This is a genomic window from Georgenia halophila, assembly GCF_039541595.1.
Genome location: NZ_BAABGN010000013.1, coordinates 249,677 through 276,199, shown reverse-complemented (window position 1 = coordinate 276,199; position 26,523 = coordinate 249,677). Strand labels below are relative to the sequence as shown.

Genomic DNA, 26,523 nt, shown 5'->3' with positions numbered 1-26,523 from the left:
GGCGTCCCGTTACACAGCTCCGCCTCGCCTGGCGATGGCGACGCGAGCCAGCTCCTTGGCCTGCTCGTTGTACTGCTGGACCGCTGTGATCGCCGCCGCCAGGTCACCGTCGGCCAGCGCCGCGGTGAGCTCGTCGAGGTGCGCATGGCCGAGGAACGACTGCCACTCGACCTCGTTCCATACCGGTCGCCACACCCAGGCGATGCTGAGGCGCTTGTAGGAGTCGACCAGCTGCGTGGAACCGGAGAGCTCGACGAGCGCCGTGTGGTGCGCGGTGTGCAGCGAGAGGAACTCCTGCGGGTCCGCGCCGGGCGTCTGTCGCAAGGTCTCCATCCGGGCGACGATCGCAGACATCCGGTCCAGCACGTCGTCGGGCACGCGCCCGGTGTGGTTCACGACGACACCGATCTCGATGTTGGCTCGGGCGTCGTACAGGTTCTCGATGAGGTCGACGTTGATGGGCGTCGGCATGAAGCGTCCGTCGGGATCCCGCTCGACGAGCGATTCCATGGACAGTTTCACCAGGGCGTTGTGGACGTCGTCCGGTCTCGCGTCGAACGTGGCAGCGAGGACGTCGACGTCGAGCTCCTGCCCCACGGGGACGTCCCGCTGGAGGACGAGCCGCCGGACCTGGTCGTAGGTGTCCTGCTCGCGGAGGCGATCCAACCGGCCGAAGGACCCACGGAAGTAGGCGAGCGGACGTCCGGGAACCGCCTCAGCAGCAAGTGCCGTGCCGAGGAAGACCGAGTGGGTCCCGCCGCCCGTACGGCTGTCGACCCTGCAGACGATGGATGCCAAAGCACTGTCCAGCAAGGGCACACCACCATGCTCGGAGAGCCGGTGCTCGACGCCGGTGAACTTGTCGCCCTTGCGGGCGAACTGGCGAGCTAGCTGAGCCTGGTGCTCGGCCAGGATGTTGATGGCGAAAGTTCCGGAGAGCACCACGGCGTCGTGGGTCGAGCTGGTCTGGTTGAGGCAGACGAGCATCATCGGCGGCTCGTCCGACAAGGCGACGACGGCGGAGACGGTCGTGCCGTACAGCCGTCCCTCGGCAGCGGTCGTGATGACCGCGACTCCACTGGTGAAGTGTCCGGCGGCCTCGCGAAACGTCTCGGTGTCGAGGTCCGCCTGCTCCTGGGTCGTCATGGGAGTCCCTTCCCGTCGGTTCTCAGGCCGCGGGCCGGTCCAGTCCAAGATTCTCTCGGAGCGTGCTGCCCTCGTACTCGGTACGGAAGTAGCCGCGCTCCTGCAGCTCGGGCACCAGCTTGGTGCAGATCGCCTCCAGACCGTCGGGGTTGTGCGGTGCGTTGAGGTTGAACCCGTCGCACGCTCCCGCCTCGAACCACTCGATCATCGTGTCCGCGGCCCGCTGGGCCGTGCCGACGAACCACATGTGCCCGGTCGATCGCGCGCGGTCGATGATGAGTTCTCGCAGCGTCATTCCCTGCTCGACGCTCTTGCGACGGAAGATGTGGTACCGGCTGCCCATCTTGGGGTCCTCGGAGAACCGTTCCTCCGGGATGTGCTCGTCATAGCCGATGTCGTCGATCTCGAGCTTGAGGTCACCGGCCACCTGTCTGCGTCCGGACGCGAGGTCCACCATGTCTCCGAGCTCGTCGGCGATCTCCTTGGCCTCGTTCTCGGTGTCGCCGATGACCGGGACGATTCCCGGAAGGACCTTGACGTCATCAGCTTCACGACCCTGGTCGAGGACGAGGCGCTTCATCTTCGCGTAGAAGTCCTGCGCCCCTTCGAACTGTGGCTGTGCGGTGTAGATGATGTCGGCGATCCTGGAGCCGAACGCCATCCCGATGTCAGAGGACCCGGCTTGGACGAGGACGGGATGGCCCTGCAGCGGGCGGGGAATGTTGATGGGCCCTTGGACCTTGAAGTGCTTGCCGGAGTGGTCGATGGGACGCAGGCCCGCCGGGTCCAACCAGCGCCCAGAGGCACGGTCGACCAGGATCGAGTCGTCCGACCAGCTGTCCCAGAGCCGCTGTACCACGTCGACGTGCTCGTCGGCACGGTCGTAGCGCTCCTCCGGGTCGGGCACGCCCGAGCCGCCGAAGTTGGCGAACCCATCACGGGAGGTGACGACGTTCCAGCCTGCGCGGCCGCCGGACATGTGGTCGATGCCCGCCATCTGGCGCGCGACGTTGTACGGCTGGGTGAAGGAGGTGGAGATGGTGCCGATCAGTCCGATGTTCGTGGTCAGGGCCGCGAGCGCCGACAGGGTGGTGACCGGCTCGTAGAAGCCGTTCATCATGATGTCGCCGCGCATGGTGGAGTTGGCGTGGACGCAGTCGCCGAAGAACACGGCGTCGAGCTTCGCGGCCTCCGCCATCCGTGTCAGGTCAGCCACGAACGAGAGGCCGGCCAGCTCCTCGGCACGGCTGTTCTCCCGGCGCCAGGTGTCGCGGTGGTAGCCGGCCGGGAGCACAAAGGTGGTCAGCACCATGTGCCGGGAATCTGCTGCGCTTGCCATGGGAGAGTCCTCCATCGGGTTTCGGGTCGGGGCGGCCTCGGCCGTTCAGTCGGTGCGTGCGGCAGGGACCATCGGCACGCTCAGATACGAGTCGTGCTGCACGCCGGAATGGATGTGCCAGCGGCCGCTGTTGCGGATGTCCGTGTGGCGGATGACCGGTGAGCTGAGGTCGGCCGGCCGTTCGACGAAGTCATGCCCCAGCACCGTGAGGTGCAGACGTTCACCGGCGTGGAACCGGGTGCCCGACGGCCAGATCTCGATCTCCAGCGGCACGGGCACCCCTGGCGTCAACGGCTCCTCGGCATCGTGCGGATGCACGGGTCGCAACTCGCTCGAGGCATGCTCGTCCAGCGACCGATGGCTGGCCCGCAACCATCCGAGCGCGACGGGACCGTCCTCGAAGAGCGCGTTGAACGGGAACCGGACCTCCTCGCCGTCCGCGGTGAACTTGCGGACGGCCACGAAGACGTCCGCATCCGTGGCGGTGTCGGTCTCGAGCCACAACCGCAGGCGCATAGGGCCGACGACGTCGGTGTCCGTCTGGAACGTGTAGCCGGCGTCGAGCTGACCGGTGGTGGGGTCGACCCACAGGTCGGACTCCGCCGGGCGGTCCTCGGCCAGGTTTCCGGCCGCCGGATCGAGATGGAGCCGAACGGCTGCCGAGTCGGGCACCGGCCAGGAGACGTCGCTGCGATGGGTGTACCGGTCCCCCGTGTCCCGCACCTCGACGGTCACCCGTGGCCAGTCATGAGGCCCGGGGCCGGCGTCCAGCAGGTAGTGGTCGAAGAACTGCCGCTGCCGTTCGACGCTCTCCGGGTGGTAGAAGTACCGCCACTTCTTCTGCCCGTGAACCTCGAGCCACTTCTCCTCGCTCGCGATCCGGGCGAAGGCTTCGAGAGTTCCTCGGGTGTGCAGGCCGTGATCGCTCCAGCTACCCACGACGTAGGCCGGGACACGGATCTCTTCCAGGGGCGGGTACTTGTCCCGGTAGTAGTCCGACATCAGGGGGCGTGCCTCGATGTTTGCCTGGGTGTCCTCCGTGCGTGTCCGTGAGTAGCCCATGTTCTGGGAGGCGCGCGGAATGAAGCCGGTCTCCTGGATGCCACCGTGGTAGGCGAACTCGCGGTACCAGTCCGTGAAGCACTCCCAGGGACTGATGGCCTTCAACGAGGGAGGCTGCATCGCCGCGGCGATGAACTGACTGCCCGCGAGGTAGGACACCCCGAGCATGCCGACCCGGCCATTGGACCAGCCGGCCTCGCCGAGCCACTCCACGGTGTCGTAGACGTCCCGCGCCTCTTGTGGCCCGTTGTGTCGCCCTTCCCCCTCGCAGTTCCACATGCCTCGCGGGTCGGCGCAGGCCACGGCATACCCGTGGGCGCACCAGTAGGCCGGGTCAGGCGCCTCGAATCCCGTGTGCTCGGAGATCCACCCGTCTTCGAGGCCCGCCGGGGGCCAGAGGTGGTCCTTGGTGTTGTGCTTGCCGTACGGACCCCACGCCAGGAGGACGGGCAGGGGTGCGGACGACATGGCGGGCCGGTAGATGTCGAGGTAGATCCGTACGCCGTCTCGGAGCGTGACGGGGACGTCCTTCTCGAGCGTGAGCTCGCCCAAGTGCACCGTCTTGTGGCGAAGCGGCGGTAGCGGAGGCTTCCCAACTGCGGTGGTCGGGTCGATTCCTGGCCGGGTGATGACGGTGTCCTGCTCCTCTACGAGGCCCACGGGATACTCCTGACTGTTGACTGACGGACTGCTCTGTCCGGCTATCGCTCGAGCACGACGACGTCGTCGGCTCGGATGCCGAAGTCGACGGTCGTGCCGTCTCCCTCACGGCCGATGAACCGTTCCCCGCCGGCGGGCACGGCCACAGCCACCAAGGCTCCGCCCGGTGTCTCTAGGTTGGCCGTCCACTGCTCGCCGACGTAGGTGCTGTCTCGGATGACACCGCGGCCGGCTATCGCCGCCCCATCGATCTTGCCCGGGCGGACGTTCTTGCCCCGGAAGGCGATGGCGCTTCCTGGCGTGGGCGACGAGCGCTCGCCTCCCGCACGGAACTGCAACCCTCCGTCCAGCGTCGCGATACCTGCGGAGTCGAGGGATTGGCACTCGAGGATGTTCTCGAAGCCGACGAAGTCGGCCGCGAAGCGGGAACCCGGTTCGGAATGGACCGTCTCGGGCGATCCGACCTGGTCCACCCGCCCCGCGTTCATGATGACGACGCGGTCCGAGAGCGCCAGTGCCTCCTCCTGGTCGTGGGTGACGTAGATCGAGGTGTTGCCGAACTTCTTGTGGAGCCGCTGGATCTCGGTGCGCATCGCCGTGCGGAGCTTGGTGTCGAGGTTGGACAACGGCTCATCGAAGAGCATGAGGCCCCCCGCCGAGACGAGTCCGCGAGCGAGAGCCACACGCTGCTGCTGACCTCCCGAGAGTTCGTGGGGGTAACGGTCCGCATGCGCCTGCATCCCCACGGCGGCGAGCGTTTCCTGGACGCGCCTCTTGACCTCTGGACGGGCGACCTTCTGCCGCTTCAGGGGGTAGGCGACGTTGGAACGGACCGTCATGTGTGGCCACAGTGCGTAGCTCTGGAACACCATGCCGACCCTGCGCTTGTGCGGTGGGAGGAAGCTGTGTTCGCTGGCGTCGACGAAGACCCGGTCGCCGGCCGTGATCGATCCGGCATCCGGGTTCTCGAGCCCGGCGACGCAGCGCAGCGTGGTGGTCTTTCCGCAGCCACTCGGTCCCAGGAGCGTCACGAACTCGCCCGCGTCGAAGGTCAGATCGAGGTCCTTCAGGATGTGGTTGGCGGCGAAGGATTTGTTCACGCCCCCGAGCGTCACTCTCATCGTCATCCCCTTCGTTTGTTGAGCCACGGCGTCGTGGCCAGATCTGTCGGGCTCCTAGGCGGTTCGGACGGACGAGGCCGTCCGGGAACGCTCCGGGTCGGTGTCCTCGACCGCTTCCGAAGAGGTTGAGAGTCCCTGCGGTGGGGCGGTGCCGGGAGGAGGGTTCGGCGTCACCGCCTTGGTGCGCCGGGCGAGGACCCGGGAGAGAGTGAGACCCACGGCGCCGAGCACGAGGAACGCGAAGATCAGGAGCAACGAGGCAGCGGCTGCGATGGGCGCCCGTCCCTCGACGTAGCGGCTGTAGATCTCCACGGACAGGTAGTTGGTTCCCGACGCGGAGAGCACGAGCGGCGTCGAGAGAATCCCGCAGATGACCACGAAGCACAGCAACCAGCCGCTGATGAGGCTCGGCAGCATGAGCCGGACGACGATGTCCCAGATAGCACGGTACTTCGACGCACCGGAGACCCACGCCGCTTCCTCGAGCGAACGAGGTATCTGGGCCATCGCCGCCCCGGTGGTCCGACCGGCCAACGGGATGACCGCGACGAAGAGGGCGAAGACCATGATGATCGCCGTGCCGTAGAAGCCCGACAGGATGGGTACCTCGAGGAAGAACCACAGGACACCGAGGGCAAGGATCAGACCCGGCATCGCGAGCCCGAGCCACTGGCTGTACTCGATGAATCGAGCGAGAGGGCCGCTGCGGAAGCGGGCGGCCCAGCTCAGTGCGGTCGACGCGCCGATGGCGAGGAAGGCACCGAGGACGGCGACGCGCAGTGTGTTGGCGTACGCGTCCACCATCCGTGGACTGGTGAGGACGTCTTCGTAGTTCTCCAGGCTGAACCCGGCGTCGGCGCCGAGGAAGGGTGAGAGCGAGACCCGGACGAGTTGGTACATCGGTAGCACGATGGTCAGCGCAGCGAAGATCACGAGCAGGGCGGTGAGCGCCCAGCGCCAGGGCCCGACGTCGCGTCGGAGCATCCGTGACTCCTTGCCACCGACCGTGACGAAGGAGCGCTTCCCGAGCACCCGGACCTGGACGTAGACCAGCAGCAGGAGAGCCACCATGAGCAGGACGGACATCGAGCTGGCGTGCCCGAACATCGGCCCGGTGGAGGAGGACAGATATTGGTAGATCTCGGTCGGGACCACGAAGATGCCGGCCGGCACCCCGAGGATCTGCGGTGCGTCGAACGATTCGAGGAAGAGTACGAAACTCAAGATCATCGACCCGGTCAGGGCGGGCGCCAGGATGGGGATCTCCATCTGGAAGAAGGTCCGCACGGGACCAGCGCCGCTGATCCGTGCCGCCTCCTCCAACGACCTGTCCATCGCCAGGAGGGGTCCGAGGAGCAGAAAGAATTGGAGGGCGACCAGGCGCATGGAGGAGACCAGCACGATCCCCCACCACGACTCGGCGTTGACCACTCTGGCCTGCTCACCGAACCAGGCGCCGAGTGCCTCGTTGATCAGCCCGACGTTCTGGTTGCCGAGCAGGCCCCACGCGATGGCGAAGAACAGACCGGGCGTCGCCACGAGAACGAACATGATGACCGGTACCACGCGCCGCAGGGGTGTGTTCGTCTTCGTGTACAGGACCCCGAAAAAGAGCGCCACGACGGTGGACACCGCGACTGCGCAGGAGCCCATCGCCAACGTGCGGAGCCCGACGTCGTGCACGTCCGAGGAGGTGAGGACGTCGACGAACATCGCCGTCGTGTACTCGCCTCCGTCGCCGAACATCTCGGTCTTGAACGCGCCCTGGACGATCATCGCCGCGGGCGCCACGAAGCACGCCACACAGATCACCGCGATGATGACCTGCGGGTTGGCCAGTGCCGTTCGAATGCGTCGCATCAGTACGCGGGCTGACCGACCGGGGTGTATCCGGCACCGATCCTGCCGTCGGTGGCGGCGGCGATCTCGTCGTCGGAGTCCGGGCGTATGACGCGCGTCCAGAGATCCTTGATCTTCCAGGCGCCGTTCACGCGTTCGTAGTGCACCTTGTAGATGCCTTCAGACCAGGGGCCCCACACGCGCAGCATGCCGAAGGATGTACGGAACTCGCACTGGAACCTGTGCCACACGAACTCGCCGTAGGCCTTGTCGCCGTCGACCACGATGGAGGGTGACGACAGCATATAGGCGTCACGGGTCTTGACGACCGGCTGCAGCTCGGCAGAGAGCATCGCGGAGATGTTCTCCCGTCCTTCGTGCCTGCCGTGGTTGCGGATGTCACAGACGGCGTCTTCGGCGTAGGCGTCGGCGACACCGTCCCAGTTCCGGTCCGCCAGGTCGCGGAGGTACTGCTGCTGGACTCGTTCGATCTCCTGGACCGACGTCAGCTCGTCGACCTTTGTCTCGAGCGTCCGAAGTCTGTCGAGAGTCTCCTGATCTGTACTGGGCATACGCCCCCTTCCGGTTGGGCCCGCCCGGCTTTTCGCGCGTGGCCGTGTGTCTTACTGGGACGTGACTTCTTCGAAGAGGTCGGCGTAGCCGGCCATCTCCTCGCGCATCACGGACTGCGAGGGCAGGGGAACGAAGTCGTACTCCTCCAGGCGCTGCCAGCCGTGCGGTGACTCCAGTGACTCGTGCTGGTTGATCGGAAAGTTGCCAGACTCGAGAGTCACCTGCTGCGCCTCCACGGTGAAGAGGAAGTTCAGCAGGAGCTTCGCGGTCTCGGGAGCGGGTGCCTCGGCCGCCATCATCCACTTCTCCGTGGCGATGACCGGCTGCTCCAAGAAGTGCACCGCGAGGGGCGCGCCCTCCTCGGCGGCGTTGAGGATGGATGTGGCGGCGGAGGTCAGGTCAATCGGGTACTCGCCGGAACTCACGGACTGCAGCGCGAGTTGGTCCTGTGCCACAAGGCTGGACTGCGAGGCGACGGTGCGGAGCCACTCCTCGTCGACCACGCCTGACTGGAGAAGCGTGGTGAGGACCGTCTGCATACCACCCGGGCTGGCAGGGGTCATGAATGTGACCCGCCCGTCCCACTCCGGGTTGGCGAAGTCGGGCCAGTTCGCGGGCAGCTCGGACTCCTCGAGCATCTCCGTGTTGTAGCCGGCGGAGAAGAACAGCGCCCACGGGGAGTGGTAGAAGCCGTCCGGGTCCTGCACCTGGTCCTGGTGGATCCGGCCCTCGGTCCAGTCGGGCAGCTCGAAGGTCACCGGCGTGTACTCCTCGGCGAACCCCTGGTCTGCGTATCGGTCGGCGTTCGGGTTGGAGATCACCCCCGCGACGTGCCTGCCGGTGTCACGCTCGGCCTCCAGCGCGGTCTGGAGCTCGGCACCGGAGTACGTCTCGGTGGCGATGGCCAGGCCGGGGAACCGCTCCTCGAACGCCGCGTAGATGTCCATGAACTCGTCGTGGTGACCGGCGTAGATGGTCACTTCCGTGTTACCGGACTCGATGGCGGCCTCGTACAGGGAGGTGAGCTCGTCCTCCTGCTCCTCGTTCAGCTGGAGCGGGCCGAGGTCGAGGTCTTCGGTAGCGGCGGCCTGCGGGTCGTCGCTGCACGAGGCCAGTGCAAGCGCTCCACAGAGCGCAACGGTCGTCATCGCGAGCCGAGGCCGCGGTGAGGTGGGGAAACGCATGATGCTCTTCCGTTTCTCTGGAGACGGACTGCGATGTCTTCTCTCAGGTGAACGCCAATGACGCTCAGACAGACCAACCGTGACGCAGCGCACGCAACTTGTCAACGCCCATACATACATCTGCGCGACCTGAGCTGGATCTCTGTGGGGCAGTCCTGGACTCTGAGAGGCAGCAGGTGCTCGCTGTTGTGCCTGCCATCCCACCGTTTATGTGCACACAAGTCGGCCCTAGCCCTTCTGGATGCATGAGTGAGATCATCGCTACCAGGCCAGGATGTCACCCCAACTAGGTGTCACTCTTGACAAATCGACTGCATACAGGCCAGCATCGCTACGGGTAAGCCACGCAGCGACGCGTGCCCAACCGGCGGATTTGGAGCGCTCCTGACATGAGCACCTGGGACTACATCGTCGTCGGCGCCGGCTCTGCCGGTGCGCTCATCGCCTCACGGCTGTCGGCAGACCCCTCCGTGCGCGTTCTCCTGCTCGAGGCCGGTCTCGACTACCGAGCGGCTGACACGCCCAAGGAGTTCAAGGACAGGACCAAAGGGTTGGGCCTGGCACTGGAGGCGCCGAAGAACCACCTGAACCCGGAGTTCTACTGGCACAACACCACGGCCACACGCGCGAGCGGTCAGCAGGCGTTCCCGTATCGCCGCGGCCGCGGCCTGGGCGGCAGCTCTACGATCAACGGGCTATACGCGATCCGTGGCGTCGCCGACGATTTCCGCACCTGGGAAAGGCTCGGTGCGGCGGGTTGGGGGCCGGACACCATGCTCGACGCCTACCGCGCCATCGAGACCGATCTGGACTTCGGTGAGCAGCCGTACCACGGCGCGACCGGACCCACACCGGTGTACCGCGAACCCGAGCAAGGCTGGGGCGGAGTTGACAAGGCCGTCCACGAGGCCGCGCTGGACGCGGGATATCCATGGCATCCGGACCACAACGCTCCCAGCAGCACAGGCATCTCCCCCACCGCCATGAACATCAGGAACGGCGACCGTGTGTCCACGAACCACGCCTACCTGGAGCCGACCCGTGGTCGCTCCAACCTCACCATCCTCGGCAACACGCTCGTCGATCGCGTCCTCTTCGAGGGCGACCATGCCGTCGGCGTGGTCGATGCAACGGGTCAGGAGTATCGGGCACGATCTGGCGGCGAAGTCTTCCTGTGCGGCGGGTCCACGTCGTCGCCGGCGATCCTCATGCGCTCGGGCATCGGACCGGCGGACGACCTCCGAGCAGCCGGGATACCGGTGCGTCGCGACCTACCGGTAGGACGTAACGCTCAGGACCATGCCGTGACGTTCGTAGAGGTTCCCGTGATGGGAGCTGCCCAGACGAGTGTGGCCAACCGACCGACATACATCCTCGTGCGTTACAGCTCGGGTATCGGCCGGGACAACGACATGATGCTCCTCGCCACCAACCACAATTACTGGTTCGGCAGGCCCACGGCGGGGATCGCCGTATCACTCGAGCAGCCCTACTCTCGTGGGCACATGGTGCTCCGTTCGACCGACCCGCACGACGAGCCGCACTTCGAGCTGAACTTTCTGTCGGACGAGCGCGACGTCACGCGGATGCGCGACGGACTCGACAGGGCGCGTGCCCTCATCGAGCACGACGCGTGGCAGCGCATCATCACCGGAGAACCGATGTCTCCGCGCGACGATGTGGAGATGGTCTCCACGGTGAAGGACACGATGCATCTGAGTGGCACGGCGCGTATGGGTCACGAGGATGACCCTGAAGCCGTGGTGGACAGCGACTGCTGCGTCATCGGCATGAAGGACCTGCGCGTCGTGGACGCGTCGGTCATGCCGACGATTCCGAGCGCCAACACGTACCTTTCCGTTCTTGCCTTGGCCGAGGCGTTCGTGGACCGTAAGTTGATGGGAGCACAGTCATGACGATCCCTGTCTCGAGGGACACCGCTGTCGAGGAGGTCTACGAGCTGGCCTCCGGCGTCGCCTCGGGTGCTCGACACCTGATCGGTGGTGAGGTTGTCGACGGCACGGTCGCCGCTACGGTCCGCGCGCCATGGAACCGACAGCTGGCCGTGGACTACCGCATCGTCGACAGTGCGACCGTTCGCGATGCCGTCGCCGCCGCACGGCGAGCGTTCGACGAAGGCACCGGTGACCACGGACGGCGACGGGACGTGCTGCTCGCGATGGCCAACAGCGCCCGAAGCATCCAGGACGAGCTGGCCGTGATAATTGCGTTCGAGACCGGCAAGCTCATGCGCTCGGCGACCATGGAGGCGGCGGGCGTTGCCGCGTCTCTCGAGTACTGGGCAACGGTGCAGCCACGGACCGAGGCGCTCAGCTCGGACGACGCGCACACCACCGAGCTGGTACGCAAGCCGCTCGGCGTGGTCGCAGCGATCACGCCGTTCAACATGCCGGTGCTGATGATGGCCAACAAGGTCGGCGCTGCTCTCTCGACAGGTAACACGGTCGTCTGCAAGCCGTCGCCTGCTGCGCCCCTCGCCGCCCTGCGCCTCGCCGGCGCCGTCGCCGACGTCGTTCCTGCGGGCTGGGTCAACATCGTCGCCGGGGACGACGACGCCGGACCAGTCCTCTCCAGCTCACCGGACGTCGCGATGGTGTCGTTCACGGGCAGCGCCGCAGTCGGGAAGAGCATCATGCAAGCGGCGGCGGGCACCCTGAAACGTCTGCAGCTCGAGCTCGGCGGCAACGACGCCGCCATCATCGGTCCGGACGCCGATCTGGCCACCGCGATACCAGAGATCTTCCGGAGCGCCTTCGGCTCGAGCGGGCAGGCATGCGTGGCCGCGAAACGCGTGTATGCGCACCAGTCCGTCGCTGACGATGTGGCCGAACGCCTCGCACGGCTGGCCGAGGAGACCCGGGTCGGGCATCCGTTCGATGACCAGGCCACTGCGCCCGTGCTGACCACGGAGGCGCAGTACGACAAGGTCGAGGAACTGCTCGAAGGCGTGCGCGGAAAGTCCAAGATCCTCTTCGAGGGCAGGCGCTCGAAGACCACCGGCTTCTACATGCAGCCCTCCATCGTGACCGGGATCAGCAACGGCAGTCCGCTCGTCGACGAGGAGCAGTTCGGCCCCGTCCTGCCCGTCGTCTGCTACAGCTCGACCGCTGAGGCCATCGAGCTGGCCAATGCCACGACGTACGGGCTCGGCGCGACGGTCTGGTCCGAGGACGAGGCATTCATCGCTGAGGTGGTGCCGAGGCTCGAGACTGGCATGGTGTGGGTCAATGGTTTGGGCATGCCGCACCCGTCCGTACCGTTTGGAGGCGTGAAGGAGAGCGGCGTCGGGCGCGAAGGCGGCGAGGCCGGAGTGGACGCCTTCACCGAGCTTGTGACCGTTACTCAATACAGGCCGGCTCCCGGGAAGGTGACGTGATGGCGATTCCCATCGAGGTCAGCCCTCGCTCGCGACCCAACTTTAAGAGCTTTGTCGACAGCGTTACCGACAAGGTGGCCGACGAGGGGATCGACACCGAAGGTGTCATACCTCGGCTCAGTCTCATGACGCGCAAGCTGAATCAGCTGATGGCCGACGATGCGGCACAACGCGTGTACAGGCCCGGCGGATGGTCGCACGCCAGCTTCCGGATCTGCGTCTCTCTCTGGGTCATGGGTCCGCTGCCGTCGCACCGTGTCGCGTCGATGACCAATATGAGCCGAGCGACGGTCTCTGCCGCCCTGAAGAAGATCCTTGAGGATGAACTCATCACCAAGGAGCCGTCCACGGAGGATCTCAGGTCCGTCGTCGTCCGCCTGACACCAAGAGGTGAAAAGCTCATCAGAGAGAGCTATCAATGGCACCTCGAGGTCGAGAACGAATGGTTCGGCGCCCTGACCGAGGCCGAACGCCACATCCTGCTGATGCTTCTTGAGAAGATCATGGAGAACCGACCAGCCTTCCGCTGAGAAGACCTCAACGCACCAGCCGCACCTCGGCGAGATCGTTCAGGCCGGAGTCGACCTTGCGTGCGCCGTCGGGCCGGAAGCCGTTGCGGGCGTAGAAGGCGCGGGCGCGCGGGTTGTCCGCGGCGACCCAGAGCTGCGCCGGCTCCTCGCCGAGCACCGTCTCGAGCAGCGCCTGCCCGATCCCGGTGCCGTAGTGGCTGGCGTAGACGTAGAGCGCGTAGACCTCGAGGTCGCGCACCGGATGGTCGCCGAGGCTGCCGCCGACCATAGCGATCCCGACGACCGCGCCGCCCGACTCCCCGACGGCGATCCGGTAACCCAGGTCACCGCGTCCCAGGACCCGTCGCCACGTCTCCCGGCGGCGGCCCAGCGCTGCGTCGTCGTAGAACCGTTCAGGCAGCTGCTGCCCGTAGGCCTCGCGCCAGCCGGTGTTGTGCACCACAGCCATGGCGTCGGCGTCGGCGCGTGTCGGCGGCCGGACAACGAAGGCGACGGGTTCGGTCATGGCGTCCCACGCTACGGGCCGGCACCGCTCAGCCGTCCGGAGCCAGAACCGCTTCGAGATGCGAGTGCTGCTGAGCCGCACCATTCTGGGAACCGGGACCCGAACCCAGCCAGGAGGGATCCGCACGATGCCGAAGACGACCAAGGGCGGCAAGCCCAAGCAGACCGAGCTGCCGAGCACCCTGCAGAAGTCCGACAAGAAGGCTCAGCGCACGTTCGCCGAGGCGCACGACTCGGCGGCCGAGGAGTACGGCGAGGGCGAGCGCGCCCACCGCGTCGCCTACGCCGCTCTGAAGCACACCCACGAGAAGGTCGGCGACCACTGGGAGCCGAAGAAGGAGTCGGGACCGTCCGACAAGCAGGCGAAGGGTGGCCGCGGCACGAGCCGCAAGACCGCCGGCGGCGTCGACGCGAACGCCTCGAAGGCGCACCTGTACGACGTCGCCAAGGAGCTCGACGTGCCGGGCCGGTCCAAGATGGACAAGGGCGAGCTCGTCAAGGCGATCCAGAAGGCGAACGAGAAGAAGACTCGCGCCAACCGCTGATCTGGCGCCTGGGCTGCTCACCCCGCCCGGCGCCCGGCGACCTGAAGCGGCCTCCCGGCCCGGGATACCACGCGAGTACCGTCCCGGCGCTTTGTTCCCCTCCCCGCGCGCGTGTGGGTGCTCTCCGTGACACTCGCAGGTATGCATCGCGACGAAGCACGAACCATAAAGTTCCAGCTCGCGCATTGGGCTCGCGAGCTGGCCGACGCCGACGGCGTGGTCCCCCGGCCCAGCAAGCTCGGGAAGGGCGGCGTCACGGCCGACGACGTCATCGACGCCCCCACGTTGGCGATCGGCCTCGCACCACGGGCGGACGACGACTACGGCATCGCGCTGCGGTACCGGACGGACGTACCGCGGGCACGGGCGATCGCCGAGCAGCTCGCCGAGCAGGCTGGGCCCTCGGTGGACGTGCGGCGTACCGGCCGGATCCTCAGCCTCTCCGGCGTGCCCACCTGGTCCGGCATGCCGCTGCCCGCCGAACCGGCCCAGGGCGAGACCGGGCGGATTCGTCCGCTGCGCCCTGGCGTCTCCCTCGCACACGTCGACGTCACGGCCGGCACGCTCGGCGCCTTCGTGGTCCGGGAGGCCGACGGCGACCTCTTCGTCCTCTCGAACTGGCACGTCCTCGCCGGGTCGCCGTCCGCAGAGATCGGGGACGTCATCCTGCAGCCCGGTCCGGCCGACGGCGGCACCGCCCCGGAGGACCGGGTCGGTACGCTGGCCGACCTCGTGCCGATACGGCCGGAGGAGGCGATGACCGTCGACGCCGCGATCGCCCTGCTCGATGAGCCGCAGGCGGACCTGGAGTACCCGGTCGGCACGATCACCGAGACCGTCGAGGCCCGCGGCGGTGAGTCGGTGGCCAAGGTCGGGCGCACCACCGGGCGGACCAGCGGGCGGGTCAGCGCGATCGAGCTGGACGACGTCATGGTCGGCTACGGCGGGCTCGGCGCCGTCAGCTTCGACGATCAGATCGAGATCGAGTCCTCGACCGGCGGTCCTTTCTCCCAGGGCGGCGACTCCGGCTCCCTGGTCTACCGGGAGGACGGCGTCGCCATCGGCCTGCTGTTCGCCGGATCGGAGTCGGGTGGCCCGAACGGTACCGGGCTGACGTACGTCAACCCGATCTGGACCGTCCTCGACGCGCTCGGGGTCAACCTGGCCCGGTCGACAGCACGACAGGCATCGATCTGACCGATCGGCCCGGCCCGTCGGCTCCCGCGTCCGCGCGCACGGCGCACAATGGGCCGTGGAGGTGATCATCGTGGCCAGCCTCGAGCAGGCCAGGGCCGCCAAGCGAGCCCTGCGCGAGTCTCTCGCCGGGGCCGACGGCGTGACCGGCGTCGGCCTGGCTCCGACCGCCCATGCCGCAGACGCGACGAAAGCCTCCACGGAGAACTCCCCGGACGACCGAGGCAGCGCCACGGACGACGAGGACGACTGGTGCGTACTGGTCAACGTCGCCACGGCGGAGGCGAGCGGGCACGTGCCCTCCGACGTCGGGGGCGTTCCCGTCCGTGTCCGCGTCAGCGGAACGATCACCGCCAACTGAGAATCCTGGCAACCGGCTCGCCGGATCTAGCTCAGCCGGGACTCCTCACCCAACGCGTGCCAGGTGCGGTTGTGGTACACGAGCGGCGCCTCGCCCGCGTCGGGCACCTGGGTCTCGAGCGGCTGCACCGCGACGACGACGGAGCCCCCGGCGTCCATCTTGTTGACCACGCGCCCGCGCAACCACGCGCCGACGCCGTCGAGCAGCGGCTCGCCGGTCTCCAGTCTTGACCACCTCGTGGGTTCGGCGAATCGGTCGACGCCGCTGGTGGCGAACCGTTGCGCCGTGGGCAGGTCCTCGACGGACAGCAGGTGCACCAGGACCGTCTCCGCCCGCCGCAGCGCCGGCGTGGCCGACGACTCCGACGCGAGCGAGAACGCCAGCAGCGGCGGCTCCGCGGAGATGGTGATGATCGAGGTGGCGGTCAGACCGACCGGCCCGTCGCCGGGGTCGGCGGTGACTACGGCGACGCCCGCCGGGTGGTTGCGGAAGAACTTCTTGAACTCGGCGGCGTGCACGGTGCCCGGGAGCGCCCGCATCCGGCGGGCCCTCGGATCGGAAGACCGGACCCGCACCGAGGATTCTGCTGCCGCTGACATGTTCGCCACTGTGGCTAAGGGGGCACGGATCTAAAACGCGACGTCGACGATGTCTCAGATGCCGACCGGTTGGCCGCGGGTCCGGCCGTGCTGGGCCGCCATCTGGACCGCGGCTCGAACCGGGCGGCTCTGCGGCTCGGCACGGGCAGGTGGTGCTCGGCGCGTCCGCCCAGACCCCGAGCAGCGCCTGCGGGTGGCCGGTCACCGGTAGGTTCGCGGCGTGAGCAAGCGACTAGGAAGCACGGTCGAGGTCGAGTCGGTCGAGGAGTTCGACACCAGGATCGCCGACGGCGCGATCGACCTGTCCGGATGGCACCTGCAGGGTCTCGATCTGCGCGGCAGGGGCCACGCCCTGCGGTCGGTGGAGGTGGCCGGAGCGCTCTTCCTCGATTGCGAGCTGGACCCGGGCGACGAGGTGAGTATCCAGGCCCGGGGCGCCCTGGTGTTCCCGGCGGTGCCCGGTGTCCCCGTGGACAGCTACCGCGCGACCCTGTACGACGCGGAAGAGCTGTACGAGGGAATGGACGCCTCCTACGAGGCGACGCTCGACGCCCGGGTGTACGCCTGGTCCCAGCAGGAGCGTTCGCTGGATCTGACCCTCACCAAGGCCCTGCACGACCACTCCATCGACGACGCGCTGCTGGCCGCCGTCGAGGGACGGCGCGTCGTCGGGGTGATGGGCGGCCACGCCCTCGTGCGAGGCAGTGTCGAGTACGCGGCGGCCGCCCGGCTGGCCGCCGAGCTGACGCGCGCGGGCCTGACGGTCGCGACCGGCGGCGGGCCGGGCGCCATGGAGGCCGCCAACCTCGGCGCCTACCTCGCCCATCGCTCCCCCGGTAATCTCGAGGAGGCGCTCGAGATGCTCGCCGCGGTGCCCAGCTTCGCACCGTCGGTGCGGGCGTGGGCGCGCGCCGCCTTCGACGTGCGGGAACGCTGGCCGGACGGGGCCGAGTCACTGGGCGTGCCGACCTGGCACTACGGCCACGAGCCGCCGAACGCCTTCGCGACGCAGGTGGCGAAGTACTTCCGCAACGCGGTCCGCGAGGCCGTGCTGCTGCGGGTCGCGACCGCCGGCATCGTGTTCCTGCCGGGCGCGGCCGGCACCACCCAGGAGGTCTTCCAGGACGCGTGCGAGAACTACTACGCCGATGCGTCCTCCGTGGCGCCGATGGTGCTCGTGGGCCGCGAGCACTGGACGGAGCGTCTGCCGGTGTGGCCGCTGCTGACCGCACTCGCCGGCGACCGGCTCATGGCGTCACACGTCCATCTCGTCGAGGACGTGGACGAGGTCCCGTCGATCCTCGGCGGCCACGGCGAGAGCGCCCGGTGACATGACGACGCTGCTCTGGCTCGGCTCCGCCGGACTCGCGCTGTTCGTCGTGACCCTCCTGGTCGACGGCGCGACCCGGCCCGGGTACGACCCGGTCCGCCACCCGGTCAGCGCCTTGGCGCTCGGCCCGCGCGGCTGGGTCCAGACCGGAAACTTCCTGGTGTGCGGCGTGCTCGTCGCCCTTGCAGCGCTTGCCGTGCCGGGCACGTCCGGCAGCGGCTGGCTGGCCGTCCCGATCGCGGTCTTCGGCGTCTCGCTCCTCGCCTCTGGCGTGTTCCCGATGGACGCGATGCGCGCCTACCCGCCCGGTACCCCGGACGTGACGCCGGAACGCTTCAGCAAACGCCACCGGGTCCACGACTGGTTCGGCATCGCCGTCTTCATGTCGTTGCCCGCGGCGGCCGTCGTCGCCACGTTGGTGCTCGACGGCGCGGTCTGGCGCTCGTACTCCGGGCTCACCGGTGTCGCCGCTGCCGTGCTGTTCGCCGCCTTCGGCCAGGCCTGGGAGAACGACTCGCCCCGGGCCGGCCTCCTCCAGCGCGTGACGATGGTGGTCGGCTGGTGCTGGCTCGCGCTGCTGCTCGTGCATCTGGCCGGTTAGCCCAGGTCGCGCCGACCGCGCGCACCGTCGCGCGGGGCGAGCGCCCGGCGGCTCGACGTGACAGCTCGGTCAGAAGAGGAACAGGCAGAACGGGTGGCCGACCGGGTCGAGATAGACCCGGACGTGCTCCTGCGGCTGGAAGTCTGCCAGCACGGCACCGGCCGCGGTGGCGAGCGCACCGGCGGACTCGAGGTCGTCGACCTTGATGTCGAGGTGGCTCATCATCTGCTGCTGATCGGCGCGCGCGGGCCAGGTGGGCCGGGTGTAGACCGGCTCGAGCTGGAACGACAGCTTCGGTCCGCCGTCCGGCGAGGCGAGCTGTACCCAGGTCGGGTCGTCGGTGACCCTCTCCCAACCGAGCAGCCGCTCGTAGAAGCCGGCGAGCTCACGGGGGTCCGGTGCGTCCAGCACCACTCCGCTCAGCGTGAGACGGGGTTCGTCTGCCATGGTTCCTCTCCTTCGTGGACCGTTCAGCAGCGTAGGCAAGGACGCCACGCGCCGCTCGTCAAGCCCGCGCGACGACGTCGTAACCGTGCCAGTGCTTCGGCCCACGTCCGCTCGGACCGTCGAACTCGGAATCGCTCAGCTCGACGATCACCAGGCCGTCGAGCAGGGCCTCCACCTGGTCACGGTCGTGGAAGGTCATCCCCTCGACCGCCGTCGGGCCGGCGGCCCAGGAGTCCCGCTGACCGAAGAGGTTGACGGCGAGGACGCCGCCACCCCGGACGGCGGTGACGACCCTCGCCCACACGGCGTCGAACTCCGCCGGGGACGAACGGCAGGCTGGCACAGGCGAAGACGAGATCCGCCGTCGGGAACTCGTAGGTGCACAGGTCTGCGACGACGCCGGTCAGCGCGCCGTCACGCGTCTGGTCCGCCACGCCCGCGACCGCGGCCGGCTCCCGGTCCACGGCGGTGACCTGCCACCCCTGCTCGAGCAGCCACACCGTCTCGGTGCCGTCTCCGCACCCGAGGTCGACGGCGACTCCGGCGCCACCGACGGTCAACTCGCCCTTGCGGACGAGGTCACGTGGCGGACGTCCGGCGGTCCGCCGGTAGTACTCGGACCAGTCCGCATCGGCGCTCGACCCAGTCACCCACCGAAGCCTGCCACAGCCCGGCTGCGCCCGTGGGCGCCGCGGTCGGCGTCAGTGCGAACGGTGCACTGCTCAAGTCCTCACTATCGAGGGCGCCTTGGTGACTTTCCCAGGCGCTCACCGAGGATCAGCAAGCAGACCGCGGCGGCGGGCGACTGCCGCGGCCTCGGTCCGCCCAGAAGCGCCGAGCTTTGCCAGGATGCTGGAGACGTGGACGCTGGCGGTCTTGGTGCTGATGAAGAGCTGCCCGGCGATCTGTCCGTTCGTGCGTCCCTCGGCGACGAGGGCGAGCACCTCGCGCTCGCGGGGCGTCAGTTCGTGGCCGCCGCGGGTGGAGGAGCCCGGCGTCGGCCGTGCCGTGAGGTCGCGAAGCTCGACGAGCAAAGGCCGGGCACCGAGCCGCTCCGCCGTGCGGACCGCCCGCTCCGTCAGTCGGCTCGCGTCCTGGGCGCGGCCGGCGGCCCGGAGGGCGCGGGCCAGCCGCGCCTCGGAGCGGGCGCACTCGTACGGCTGGCCGAGGTCTTCGAAGCCGTCGACCGCCCGCTGCCAGGCTTCGATCAACTCATCCTCGCCCGGCGGTTCGATGCCGGCGACCCAGCGCAGGTGAAGCATCTCCGCCTTGGCCCGTGCCTGCCAAGCCCTTCCTTCGACGGCGTACGGGCGACCGGTCGCGGTGGCCCGGGACACGGTTCGCTCGGCGGCGTTTGCCTCAGCGGCACCCAGGCCGACCAGATCCTCAGCGTCGCTGCCGGCCCGTGCCGCAGCGTCCGCGAGCTGGCCAAGGAGCAGGGCGCCCAGCCGGACGCGGGCCTGGAAGAGGCCGTCTTCGGCGTGCCACAGAGTCGAGACCGTCCGGACAGCCTCGTCGTGCACGGCGACGGCACGGGCGACGTCGCCATGCTGTCCGTGCAGATCGATGGCTGCGCCGGCGGAGAGGACGCAGACGAAGGCGTCCCGAGGCCACCACTCGCGCACCTGGTCGAGCAGCCGCGCCGCGTCATCGTCCCCGCGCGCGACGGCACGGCTGAGTGCGAGAGCACCGAACAGCACCCCGACCAACGGCGGCGGGGACTGGTCGGAAACGTCGGACTCCGCGGCGACGGCGTCCCAGTCGCCGGTCATGTACGCGGTGAGGCAGGCCAGCAACCGCGCGTCGAGGCCGTTCGGGGACCACGGTCGGCCATGCTCGGAGGCGATGGCGGCCGCCTCGAGGTACACCGTCCGCGCCCGGGTCAGCTCGCCGACCTCGAAGAGGATGGTGCCGGTCAGGTGCAGCCCGCGGATCAGGGCGACGACGTCGTCGTCCCGCCGCGCCTGCGAGACGACCTCGCCGAGCGCGGCTAGCGAGGCGTCGGGGTCGCCCGACCCTTCCTTGAGCCGGCCGAGCAGCATCGCCGCCTCCGAAGCCACCCGCGGTTGGTCCCGCGCGCTCGCCAGTTCATGCGCCTCCTCGGCGAAGCGGGTCGCGTCGGCGTCCCTGCCGCGATCGTAGGCGGCGTACGCGTGTGCGGTCAGGGCTCGCGCCCGCAGCGATGGATCCTCCGCGGCAAGCGTGATGGCCTCCGCGGTCACGTCCAGTGCGCTCACGTCGGTGTCGATCTCCCGCAGGGCCGCGGCCTGTGCCAGCAGCAGGCGGGCGCGGTCAGACCCGGTCGGTCCGCCGGGTCGCTGGCGCAGGAAGTCGGCGATGAGATCCGCGGACCGGTGCGGGTGCCCGGACGCGAGCAGTGCATCCGCGGCCCGGACCGTGAGGTCCGTGCCGTCGACGTCGGGTGCGCCCGGTCGGTCAAGCAGCCCCAGGACGCGAAGGTAGTGGGTGGCTGCCTCGTGCGGACCACCGACGGCGGCGGCGTCGTCCCCCGCCTGGATGCCCGCGATCACCGCCGTGGTGACGTCCTGCGCGGCGAGGGCGTGGTGCGCCAGCTCACCGGCCGTGCCCTCGGTCCCGCCGGCCTGCAACGACCGCACGTAGGCAGCGTGCAGGCGCTGCCGTTCACCGGGCAGGAGATCGTCGTAGACGACCTCGGCGAGGAGGGCGTGGCGGAACGCGTAGGCGGTCCCGTCCACCGGCACCAGGACGTTGCTGTCGACGGCGGTCCGCACGGCGCCCTCCAGCGCCTCGTCGTCGAGGTCGAGGACGTGGACGAGCAGCTCGTGCGCCACCGGGCGGCCGGCGCAGGCGACGGCTCGGACCACGGTGCGGGGTGCGTCGTCGAGCCGGTCCAGACGCAGCAGTAGCAGATCGGCGAGGTCGGCGGGCAGGGCGGCGTCGCCCGCCGCACGCGCGAGCGCCAGCTCCTCGGCGAAGAAGGCGTTGCCCTCAGCCCGGCGGACGATCTCACGGACGTCGGGCTCGGCGGTAAGACCGGAACAGAGGCCGCGCACGAGAAGGCGGACATCGGCGTCGGGCAGCGGGCCGACCTGGAGCCGCTCCACCCCGGGCAGCCGTGCCCACTCCGCCGCCCGCGCACGCAGCGGGTGGCGCCGGTGGAGGTCGTCGCTGCGGTAGGAGGCGACGACGGCGACCTGGCCGGCGAACCCGCGGGTGAAGAGCAGAGTCACCAGGTCGCGGGTGGATGGATCCGCCCAGTGCAGGTCCTCGACGAGAACGAGCAGGCCGGCCGGCGCGGCGAGCTCCTCGAGCGCGGCGTGCACGGCGTCGAAGAGGTCGGCACGCCCGGAGTCGTCCGGGCCGTCCGCCGACGTGGCGGCCCGGCGGCCGGGACGCAGCCGGAGGAGAGCCGGGTGGCGGGCCGCAAGGTCGGCGAAACGGTCCGGTTCGGCAGCCTCGAGCCTGCCGAACATCTCGCCGAACGGCAGGAAGGGCAGGGCGCCGTCGCCGATGTCGGTGCAGTGGCCCACGAGCGTCGGGACGCGGGCCGGCTCGGCGCGGGCGGCGAGCTCGGTGAGCAGGCGCGTCTTGCCGACGCCGGCGTCCCCTGCGACGACGACGGCGCACGCTGTCCCGCTGTCGGTCAGGCCGGTCAGCGCGGCGAGCCGCTCGACCTCCGCCGCCCGGCCGACGAGGGGTGAAGCATGAGTCGTGGGCACGCCGCCATGATGGCCCCTCGTGCCCACATCGCGGTACCCGCGGCCATGCGCGCGAAGGTCGCCGAGCCGGGAGTCGCGGCCCGGAGTCGCACCGCCGAAAGCAGGCAGTGCCGCCGAGTGCCGGCGTTCAAACACCAGCAGACGGCGGAAGAGCCTGCTCTCGGCGGCAGGTCGCCGGTGCCTACTCCTCGAAGGCCGTCGGCCGCAGCTGCGCCGCGCGCACCTTATCGACGTCGAGCTTCTCCGACCGGTCGAACCGGTAGATGCCGTTCTGCTCCTGGAAGACGTCGGTGAGCTGGGTGTAGCAGTACGCGAACATCTCCCGGTCGTTCAGCAGCACGCCGGTCAGCCCGGCGAACCGCTCCTGGAACTCGTCCTCGTCCCGGACCCGCTGACCGTACCCCCAGGACTCGGAGGAGTCCTGCCCGCTGACGTCCGTGGCGTCCGGGTTCCACCAGATGCCGCCGAACTCGCTGACGAAGTAGGGCTGACCGCGGTACGGCAGCGACCAGGCCCGACCCTCGGGGCCCGTGTTGGTGTACGGCTCGCCGGTGGCGAGGCCGGACTGTTCGCGGGCGAACGCCTCCGGGTCCTGCTCGTAGGAGTGGGAGTCGTAGACGTCGGTTTCGGCCACGCGGTGGGAGTAGCCGGACGCGTCGAGGACCGGCCGCATGGGGTCGGCGGCCTTGGTGGCGAGGAACATCGCGCGCGTGACGTCGTCGAGCACCGTGATGCGGTCGGTGAGCGGCTGGTGGGTCTCGTTCAGCGGGCACCACCCGATGATCGAGGGGTGAGAGTAGTCGCGCTCGAGCGCTTCGACCCACTGGGTCACGAAGGACGCCGTGGGCCGTTGGTGGTCCCCGGCCGGTCCGAGGCCCGCGATCCCCCAGTCGCCGAACTCGCCCCACACGAGGTAACCGAGCCGGTCGGCGTGGTAGAGGTAGCGCTCCTCGAAGACCTTCTGATGCAGCCGTGCGCCGTTGAAGCCGGCCCGCTGACCGAGCTCGATGTCGCGGACCAGGGCCTCCTCGCTCGGCGCGGTCATGAGCGACTCGGGCCAGTAGCCCTGGTCGAGGACGAGCCGCTGGAAGATGCGCTCGCCGTTGATGAGGAATGCGTGCCCGTCGATCGACACGGACCGCAGACCCGCGTAGGACTCGACGTCGTCGACGACGTTCCCGTCGCCGTCCTCCAGGCGGATCCGCAAGCCGTACAGGAACGGGTCGTCCGGTCCCCAGGTTCGGACCTTGTCCTCCGGGATCTGCAGCACGAGGGAGGGCGCCAGGTCCAGGTCCGCCCGCACGACGGCGGAGGCCACGGTCTCGCCGTCGGCCGTCAGGTCCGCCGCCACCCGGCTGCCAGGCCCGTTGCCGCTGAGCGGCACCTGGACCGTGAAGGACGAGGCGGCCAGGTTCGGGGTGATGCGGGGGCGGCGCATGTGCAGGTCGGCGACCGGCTCCATCCAGACCGTCTGCCAGATGCCGGTGGTGCGGGTGTAGTTGCACTCGGAGTTGGCGTACTTGATGGCCTGCTTGCCGCGCGCCTGGGCCGCGTGGCGGGGGTCGCGCGCCCGGACCGTGATGACCACGCTCTGGCCGGCACGCTCCCCCAGGTCCACGGTGAACGGCGTCCAGCCGCCGCGGTGCCGGCCGACCTCCACGCCGTCGGCCCACACGGTCGCGTCCTGGTCCACCGCGCCGAAGTGCAGGTGCACGCGGCGGCCCGACCAGCCGGCGGGGACCTCGACGGTGCGTCGGTACCAGACGGCCTCGAGGAAGTCGGTGTTCTCGATGCCGGACAGCTCCGACTCGGGCGCGAACGGCACGAGGATCCGGTCGGACAGCCTGCCCTCGACGAGCCCACGCTCGAGGCCGGAGTCACCCTGGTCGATCTCGAAGTCCCACCAGCCGTTGAGGCAATGCCAGTCGGCTCGGACGAACTGTGGGCGTGGGTACTCGGGGCGCGGCATCGCGTCACCGGGTGTCGTCATCTTTCGCTCTCCTTGTCGTGCGGCCTGGTTCTCGGCTGTCTCAGTAGCATCGAATCTCGTAGACAGCCGCAGAGGGGTCACCGTTCGTAGCGTGAACCACGAGGCGAATGGCGGTCGAGCTGATCACGTCGACCAGGTGGTGCACCCGACGCGGGAAGCCGTTGCCCTCGACCACAAGTATGTCGGTCCACCGCTCGCCCGACCACGCCCGGATCGTGTAGTCGCGCACCGTCTGGGGGTCGCGCCACAGCGCGGGCGTGTGGTCGTACTCCCGCAGCAGGTGACCTGCGAAGGTGACGTGGACGGTGCTGATGTCCTGGGGCTCGTCCCAGTCGAGCTGGATCCACTGGTCGAAAGGATGGCCCGGATCGGACCGCCACTCGTTGGTGGCCCGGTGCGGCCTCGCCGTCCCGCTGATCACGCCGACCGGCGGGTAGGCGCGCTGCGCGGGCGTGATGCGGTGGCTCATCGTCACGCCGTCGCCGAACCGGCGCAGCCGCCCCGGTGACATCTCGAACGCCGAGACCGCACCGGGGAGGATGCGCCCGGCACGGAGCCACTCGACGGCGGGTTCGGCGGCGAGGTCCACGCGGACGTACTGCCCACCCGGGGCCGTGCGAACCAACGACCCGGGGTCGACGCGGACGTCCCAGGTGACCCAGTGCTCCCCCGGTTCGACCACGAGGGTCGTGTCGTCGAGCACCATGTTCGTGTCAACGCGGTAGTCCCAGATGTGGTCCGCCTGCTGCAGGCGTGCCGGGATCTCCACCGCCGTGTCGGAGTGGTTGCGCAGGAGGACGCTCACAGTCCGAAGGCCAGGAGCGTCCGGACCGGTTTCGACCGGAATCCACTGGGCCCGCAGCGCCGAAAGGTATTCGCCACTGTGGCGGACGTTCTCACGAAGACCGCCATCGATCCACCTGTCACCCGGCGCCGCGCCGAGATTGACCGCCTCGGAAGACGCCGTGATGGTCGCTGTCCGCGCACGGTCCCGCTCGTCGGCGTTGACCACGTTCGGAAGAAAGCACCCGTCCTTGAGCAACTGTTGCTGGACGTCATGGATAGCGATCGTCGCGACCTGCTGGACCGACACCCCGTTCTTGAGGGCGACGGCCGCGGCCGTACCGGCGGCCTGCCCCATGATCGCCGTCGTGGCCTGGACTCGGACGGAACCCAGACCGACATGCGTGGCCGAGACGTTGCGGCCCGCCATGAGCAGATTCGTCACGTCCTTCGCCACGAGCGAGCGCAGCGGGATGCCGAACGGTCCGACGTAGGCGGTCACGGACTCCTTGGAGTGCAGGTCGTATCCGGCAGCGGCCGTCGGCTCGCTCGTCGACGCAAGCAGCCCGCCGGGCGTGTGCAGGTCGATGTTCCAGCCGCCGTAGGCGATCTCATCCTCGAACGGCTCGTCCCGGAAGAAGTCACCCTCGGTCAGGAGATGCAGACCCATGATGCGCCGGCTCTCGCGCTTGCCCGGCACCTGGCCGAGCCAGTCGAGCGCGAGGTTCTTGGCCGCGTTCCGTGTCTGGGGGTCTTTGTTCTTCATCCAGTCCCACACGCCCAGCGTGTGCCGGGTCAGCTCGTGCCGGATCTCCTCGGCGTCGTAGATGGTGTTCCACGGCTTGCCGAGCTCGATCCACCAGAATCCGCCGCGCACGTCTCTGGGGACACGGCCCTGCTTGTAGAAGAAGTCGGGATCGGTGTACTCGACCGCCCACTCGGGCAGCTCGAAGTCGACCGGGTGTCCGACATCCTTGGTCTTGAAGTGGATGGAGTTGCCCATCGTGTCCTCGGACGCCTCGAGCGGGGCGTGCGGCTCGCCGAACTCGGCGCGCGCCTCCTCGCCCGTGCGGAACTCACAGCCGGCCAGTGCCGCGACCACGGCGTCGCCGGTGCAGTCGAGGAACACCTCGGCCCGCAGCTCCGTCTCGGTCTCGGCCGACATCGTCCAGCCTGTCACGGACGCGATGCGTCCGTCGGTGACGGTGACGTCACACACGGCGGTGTTCATCAGGAGGGTCAGGTTCTCCGTGCGCTGTGCCAGGTCGTACAGCGAGAGATCCCAGACGCTGTTGGCCCAGCCGTTCTCGAAGATGGGCTCGTGGTTCTTCATCCGCTCGCCGACCATCAGCTCCGAGAGCACGCCGCCCTCGCGGGCATACGCGTGATAGGTCGTGCTGCCGCGAGGCACCACCCTGACCTCCGAGGAGCTGTTCCCGCCGAGCACGGGCCGGTCCTGCACGAGGCAGACCCGCTGCCCCATCCGAGCGGCCGATACGGCGGCAGTGAATCCTGCGAGCCCTCCGCCGCAGACGACGATGTCATAGCTCTGGGTGACGTGTCTCAAATCTTCCTCTTCCAATGTTGCCGCACTCAGTCTTTTGCTCGGACGGTTCG

The 26,523-nt window shown here is 68.9% G+C and carries 22 protein-coding genes and 1 pseudogene; 8 read left to right on the top strand and 15 right to left on the bottom strand.

Going from position 1 to position 26,523, the window contains the following annotated elements; all coding sequences use genetic code 11:
* Nucleotides 1-9 precede the first annotated feature (9 nt).
* Genes ABD907_RS17440 through ABD907_RS17410 form a run of 7 tightly spaced genes read right to left on the bottom strand, consistent with a single transcriptional unit; the run spans nucleotide 10 to nucleotide 8,924 of the window.
* A complete protein-coding gene (locus ABD907_RS17440) occupies nucleotides 10-1,146 on the bottom strand; it encodes a flavin reductase (protein WP_345217879.1) in 1,137 nt (378 codons plus the stop codon).
* Between the two features lie 22 nt (nucleotides 1,147-1,168).
* The gene (locus ABD907_RS17435; RefSeq protein WP_345217876.1) at nucleotides 1,169-2,485 is read right to left on the bottom strand and encodes an NtaA/DmoA family FMN-dependent monooxygenase; all 1,317 of its coding nucleotides are present in this window, start codon (nucleotides 2,483-2,485) and stop codon (nucleotides 1,169-1,171) included.
* A 45-nt stretch (nucleotides 2,486-2,530) separates the two neighbouring features.
* Nucleotides 2,531-4,207: a CocE/NonD family hydrolase gene (locus tag ABD907_RS17430; protein ID WP_345217874.1), complete on the bottom strand. Its 1,677-nt coding sequence runs from the start codon at nucleotides 4,205-4,207 to the stop codon at nucleotides 2,531-2,533.
* Nucleotides 4,208-4,248: 41 nt separating this feature from the next.
* Entirely contained in the window at nucleotides 4,249-5,328 is a 1,080-nt protein-coding gene (locus tag ABD907_RS17425) for an ABC transporter ATP-binding protein (RefSeq protein WP_345217872.1), read from the bottom strand.
* A 54-nt stretch (nucleotides 5,329-5,382) separates the two neighbouring features.
* Nucleotides 5,383-7,188: an ABC transporter permease gene (locus tag ABD907_RS17420; RefSeq protein WP_345217870.1), complete on the bottom strand. Its 1,806-nt coding sequence runs from the start codon at nucleotides 7,186-7,188 to the stop codon at nucleotides 5,383-5,385.
* Nucleotides 7,188-7,739: a nuclear transport factor 2 family protein gene (locus ABD907_RS17415; RefSeq protein WP_345217868.1), complete on the bottom strand. Its 552-nt coding sequence runs from the start codon at nucleotides 7,737-7,739 to the stop codon at nucleotides 7,188-7,190. The genes ABD907_RS17420 and ABD907_RS17415 overlap by 1 nt, the downstream gene beginning before the upstream one ends.
* A gap of 51 nt (nucleotides 7,740-7,790) precedes the next feature.
* Complete coding sequence (locus tag ABD907_RS17410) at nucleotides 7,791-8,924, bottom strand: ABC transporter substrate-binding protein (RefSeq protein WP_345217866.1); 1,134 nt, start codon at nucleotides 8,922-8,924, stop codon at nucleotides 7,791-7,793.
* Nucleotides 8,925-9,313: 389 nt separating this feature from the next.
* Here ABD907_RS17410 and ABD907_RS17405 point away from each other — a divergent pair, with 389 nt between their 5' ends.
* From ABD907_RS17405 to ABD907_RS17395, 3 genes are read left to right on the top strand one after another with little or no spacing between them, the layout of a single operon-like run.
* Nucleotides 9,314-10,840 (top strand): GMC family oxidoreductase, encoded by a 1,527-nt coding sequence (locus tag ABD907_RS17405; RefSeq protein ID WP_345217864.1) that lies wholly within the window; start codon nucleotides 9,314-9,316, stop codon nucleotides 10,838-10,840.
* On the top strand, nucleotides 10,837-12,321 hold the full coding sequence (locus ABD907_RS17400; protein WP_345217863.1) for an aldehyde dehydrogenase family protein: 1,485 nt from the start codon (nucleotides 10,837-10,839) through the stop codon (nucleotides 12,319-12,321). The genes ABD907_RS17405 and ABD907_RS17400 overlap by 4 nt, the downstream gene beginning before the upstream one ends.
* Nucleotides 12,321-12,851 (top strand): MarR family winged helix-turn-helix transcriptional regulator, encoded by a 531-nt coding sequence (locus ABD907_RS17395; RefSeq protein ID WP_345217861.1) that lies wholly within the window; start codon nucleotides 12,321-12,323, stop codon nucleotides 12,849-12,851. The genes ABD907_RS17400 and ABD907_RS17395 overlap by 1 nt, the downstream gene beginning before the upstream one ends.
* A gap of 7 nt (nucleotides 12,852-12,858) precedes the next feature.
* On the opposite strand, the gene ABD907_RS17390 is transcribed toward ABD907_RS17395, so the two are convergent.
* Nucleotides 12,859-13,356 carry a GNAT family N-acetyltransferase gene (locus tag ABD907_RS17390; RefSeq protein ID WP_345217860.1) on the bottom strand — a complete coding sequence of 166 codons (498 nt, stop codon included), beginning with the start codon at nucleotides 13,354-13,356 and terminating at the stop codon, nucleotides 12,859-12,861.
* A gap of 127 nt (nucleotides 13,357-13,483) precedes the next feature.
* Here ABD907_RS17390 and ABD907_RS17385 point away from each other — a divergent pair, with 127 nt between their 5' ends.
* From ABD907_RS17385 to ABD907_RS17375, 3 genes are all read left to right on the top strand, one after another.
* Nucleotides 13,484-13,900 carry a ChaB family protein gene (locus tag ABD907_RS17385; protein WP_345217859.1) on the top strand — a complete coding sequence of 139 codons (417 nt, stop codon included), beginning with the start codon at nucleotides 13,484-13,486 and terminating at the stop codon, nucleotides 13,898-13,900.
* Between the two features lie 141 nt (nucleotides 13,901-14,041).
* On the top strand, nucleotides 14,042-15,097 hold the full coding sequence (locus ABD907_RS17380; protein WP_345217857.1) for a trypsin-like peptidase domain-containing protein: 1,056 nt from the start codon (nucleotides 14,042-14,044) through the stop codon (nucleotides 15,095-15,097).
* Nucleotides 15,098-15,167: 70 nt separating this feature from the next.
* Nucleotides 15,168-15,455 carry a hypothetical protein gene (locus ABD907_RS17375; protein WP_345217855.1) on the top strand — a complete coding sequence of 96 codons (288 nt, stop codon included), beginning with the start codon at nucleotides 15,168-15,170 and terminating at the stop codon, nucleotides 15,453-15,455.
* Between the two features lie 26 nt (nucleotides 15,456-15,481).
* Here the strand turns inward: ABD907_RS17375 and ABD907_RS17370 are convergent, their stop codons facing one another.
* Nucleotides 15,482-16,054 (bottom strand): flavin reductase family protein, encoded by a 573-nt coding sequence (locus ABD907_RS17370; protein WP_345217854.1) that lies wholly within the window; start codon nucleotides 16,052-16,054, stop codon nucleotides 15,482-15,484.
* 220 nt (nucleotides 16,055-16,274) lie between these two features.
* On the opposite strand from ABD907_RS17370, the gene ABD907_RS17365 reads away from it, so the two are divergent.
* Both ABD907_RS17365 and ABD907_RS17360 read left to right on the top strand, forming a co-directional pair.
* Nucleotides 16,275-17,384, top strand: a complete 1,110-nt coding sequence (locus ABD907_RS17365) for an LOG family protein (protein ID WP_345217852.1) — start codon at nucleotides 16,275-16,277, stop codon at nucleotides 17,382-17,384.
* Between the two features lies 1 nt (nucleotide 17,385).
* Entirely contained in the window at nucleotides 17,386-17,985 is a 600-nt protein-coding gene (locus ABD907_RS17360; protein WP_345217850.1) for a DUF998 domain-containing protein, read from the top strand.
* A 69-nt stretch (nucleotides 17,986-18,054) separates the two neighbouring features.
* On the opposite strand, the gene ABD907_RS17355 is transcribed toward ABD907_RS17360, so the two are convergent.
* The 6 genes and pseudogenes from ABD907_RS17355 to ABD907_RS17335 form a co-directional block, all read right to left on the bottom strand.
* The gene (locus ABD907_RS17355; protein WP_345217848.1) at nucleotides 18,055-18,432 is read right to left on the bottom strand and encodes a VOC family protein; all 378 of its coding nucleotides are present in this window, start codon (nucleotides 18,430-18,432) and stop codon (nucleotides 18,055-18,057) included.
* Between the two features lie 58 nt (nucleotides 18,433-18,490).
* A complete protein-coding gene (locus ABD907_RS17350) occupies nucleotides 18,491-18,775 on the bottom strand; it encodes a hypothetical protein (RefSeq protein ID WP_345217846.1) in 285 nt (94 codons plus the stop codon).
* A 34-nt stretch (nucleotides 18,776-18,809) separates the two neighbouring features.
* Nucleotides 18,810-18,932 (bottom strand): annotated as a pseudogene (locus ABD907_RS21300) (class I SAM-dependent methyltransferase); the annotation flags it as partial.
* 267 nt (nucleotides 18,933-19,199) lie between these two features.
* Nucleotides 19,200-22,133 carry a helix-turn-helix transcriptional regulator gene (locus ABD907_RS17345; protein WP_345217844.1) on the bottom strand — a complete coding sequence of 978 codons (2,934 nt, stop codon included), beginning with the start codon at nucleotides 22,131-22,133 and terminating at the stop codon, nucleotides 19,200-19,202.
* Between the two features lie 181 nt (nucleotides 22,134-22,314).
* A complete protein-coding gene (locus ABD907_RS17340; protein WP_345217842.1) occupies nucleotides 22,315-24,123 on the bottom strand; it encodes a glycoside hydrolase family 2 protein in 1,809 nt (602 codons plus the stop codon).
* 40 nt (nucleotides 24,124-24,163) lie between these two features.
* Nucleotides 24,164-26,473 carry an FAD-dependent oxidoreductase gene (locus tag ABD907_RS17335; protein ID WP_345217840.1) on the bottom strand — a complete coding sequence of 770 codons (2,310 nt, stop codon included), beginning with the start codon at nucleotides 26,471-26,473 and terminating at the stop codon, nucleotides 24,164-24,166.
* Between the last annotated feature and the right edge of the window lie 50 nt (nucleotides 26,474-26,523).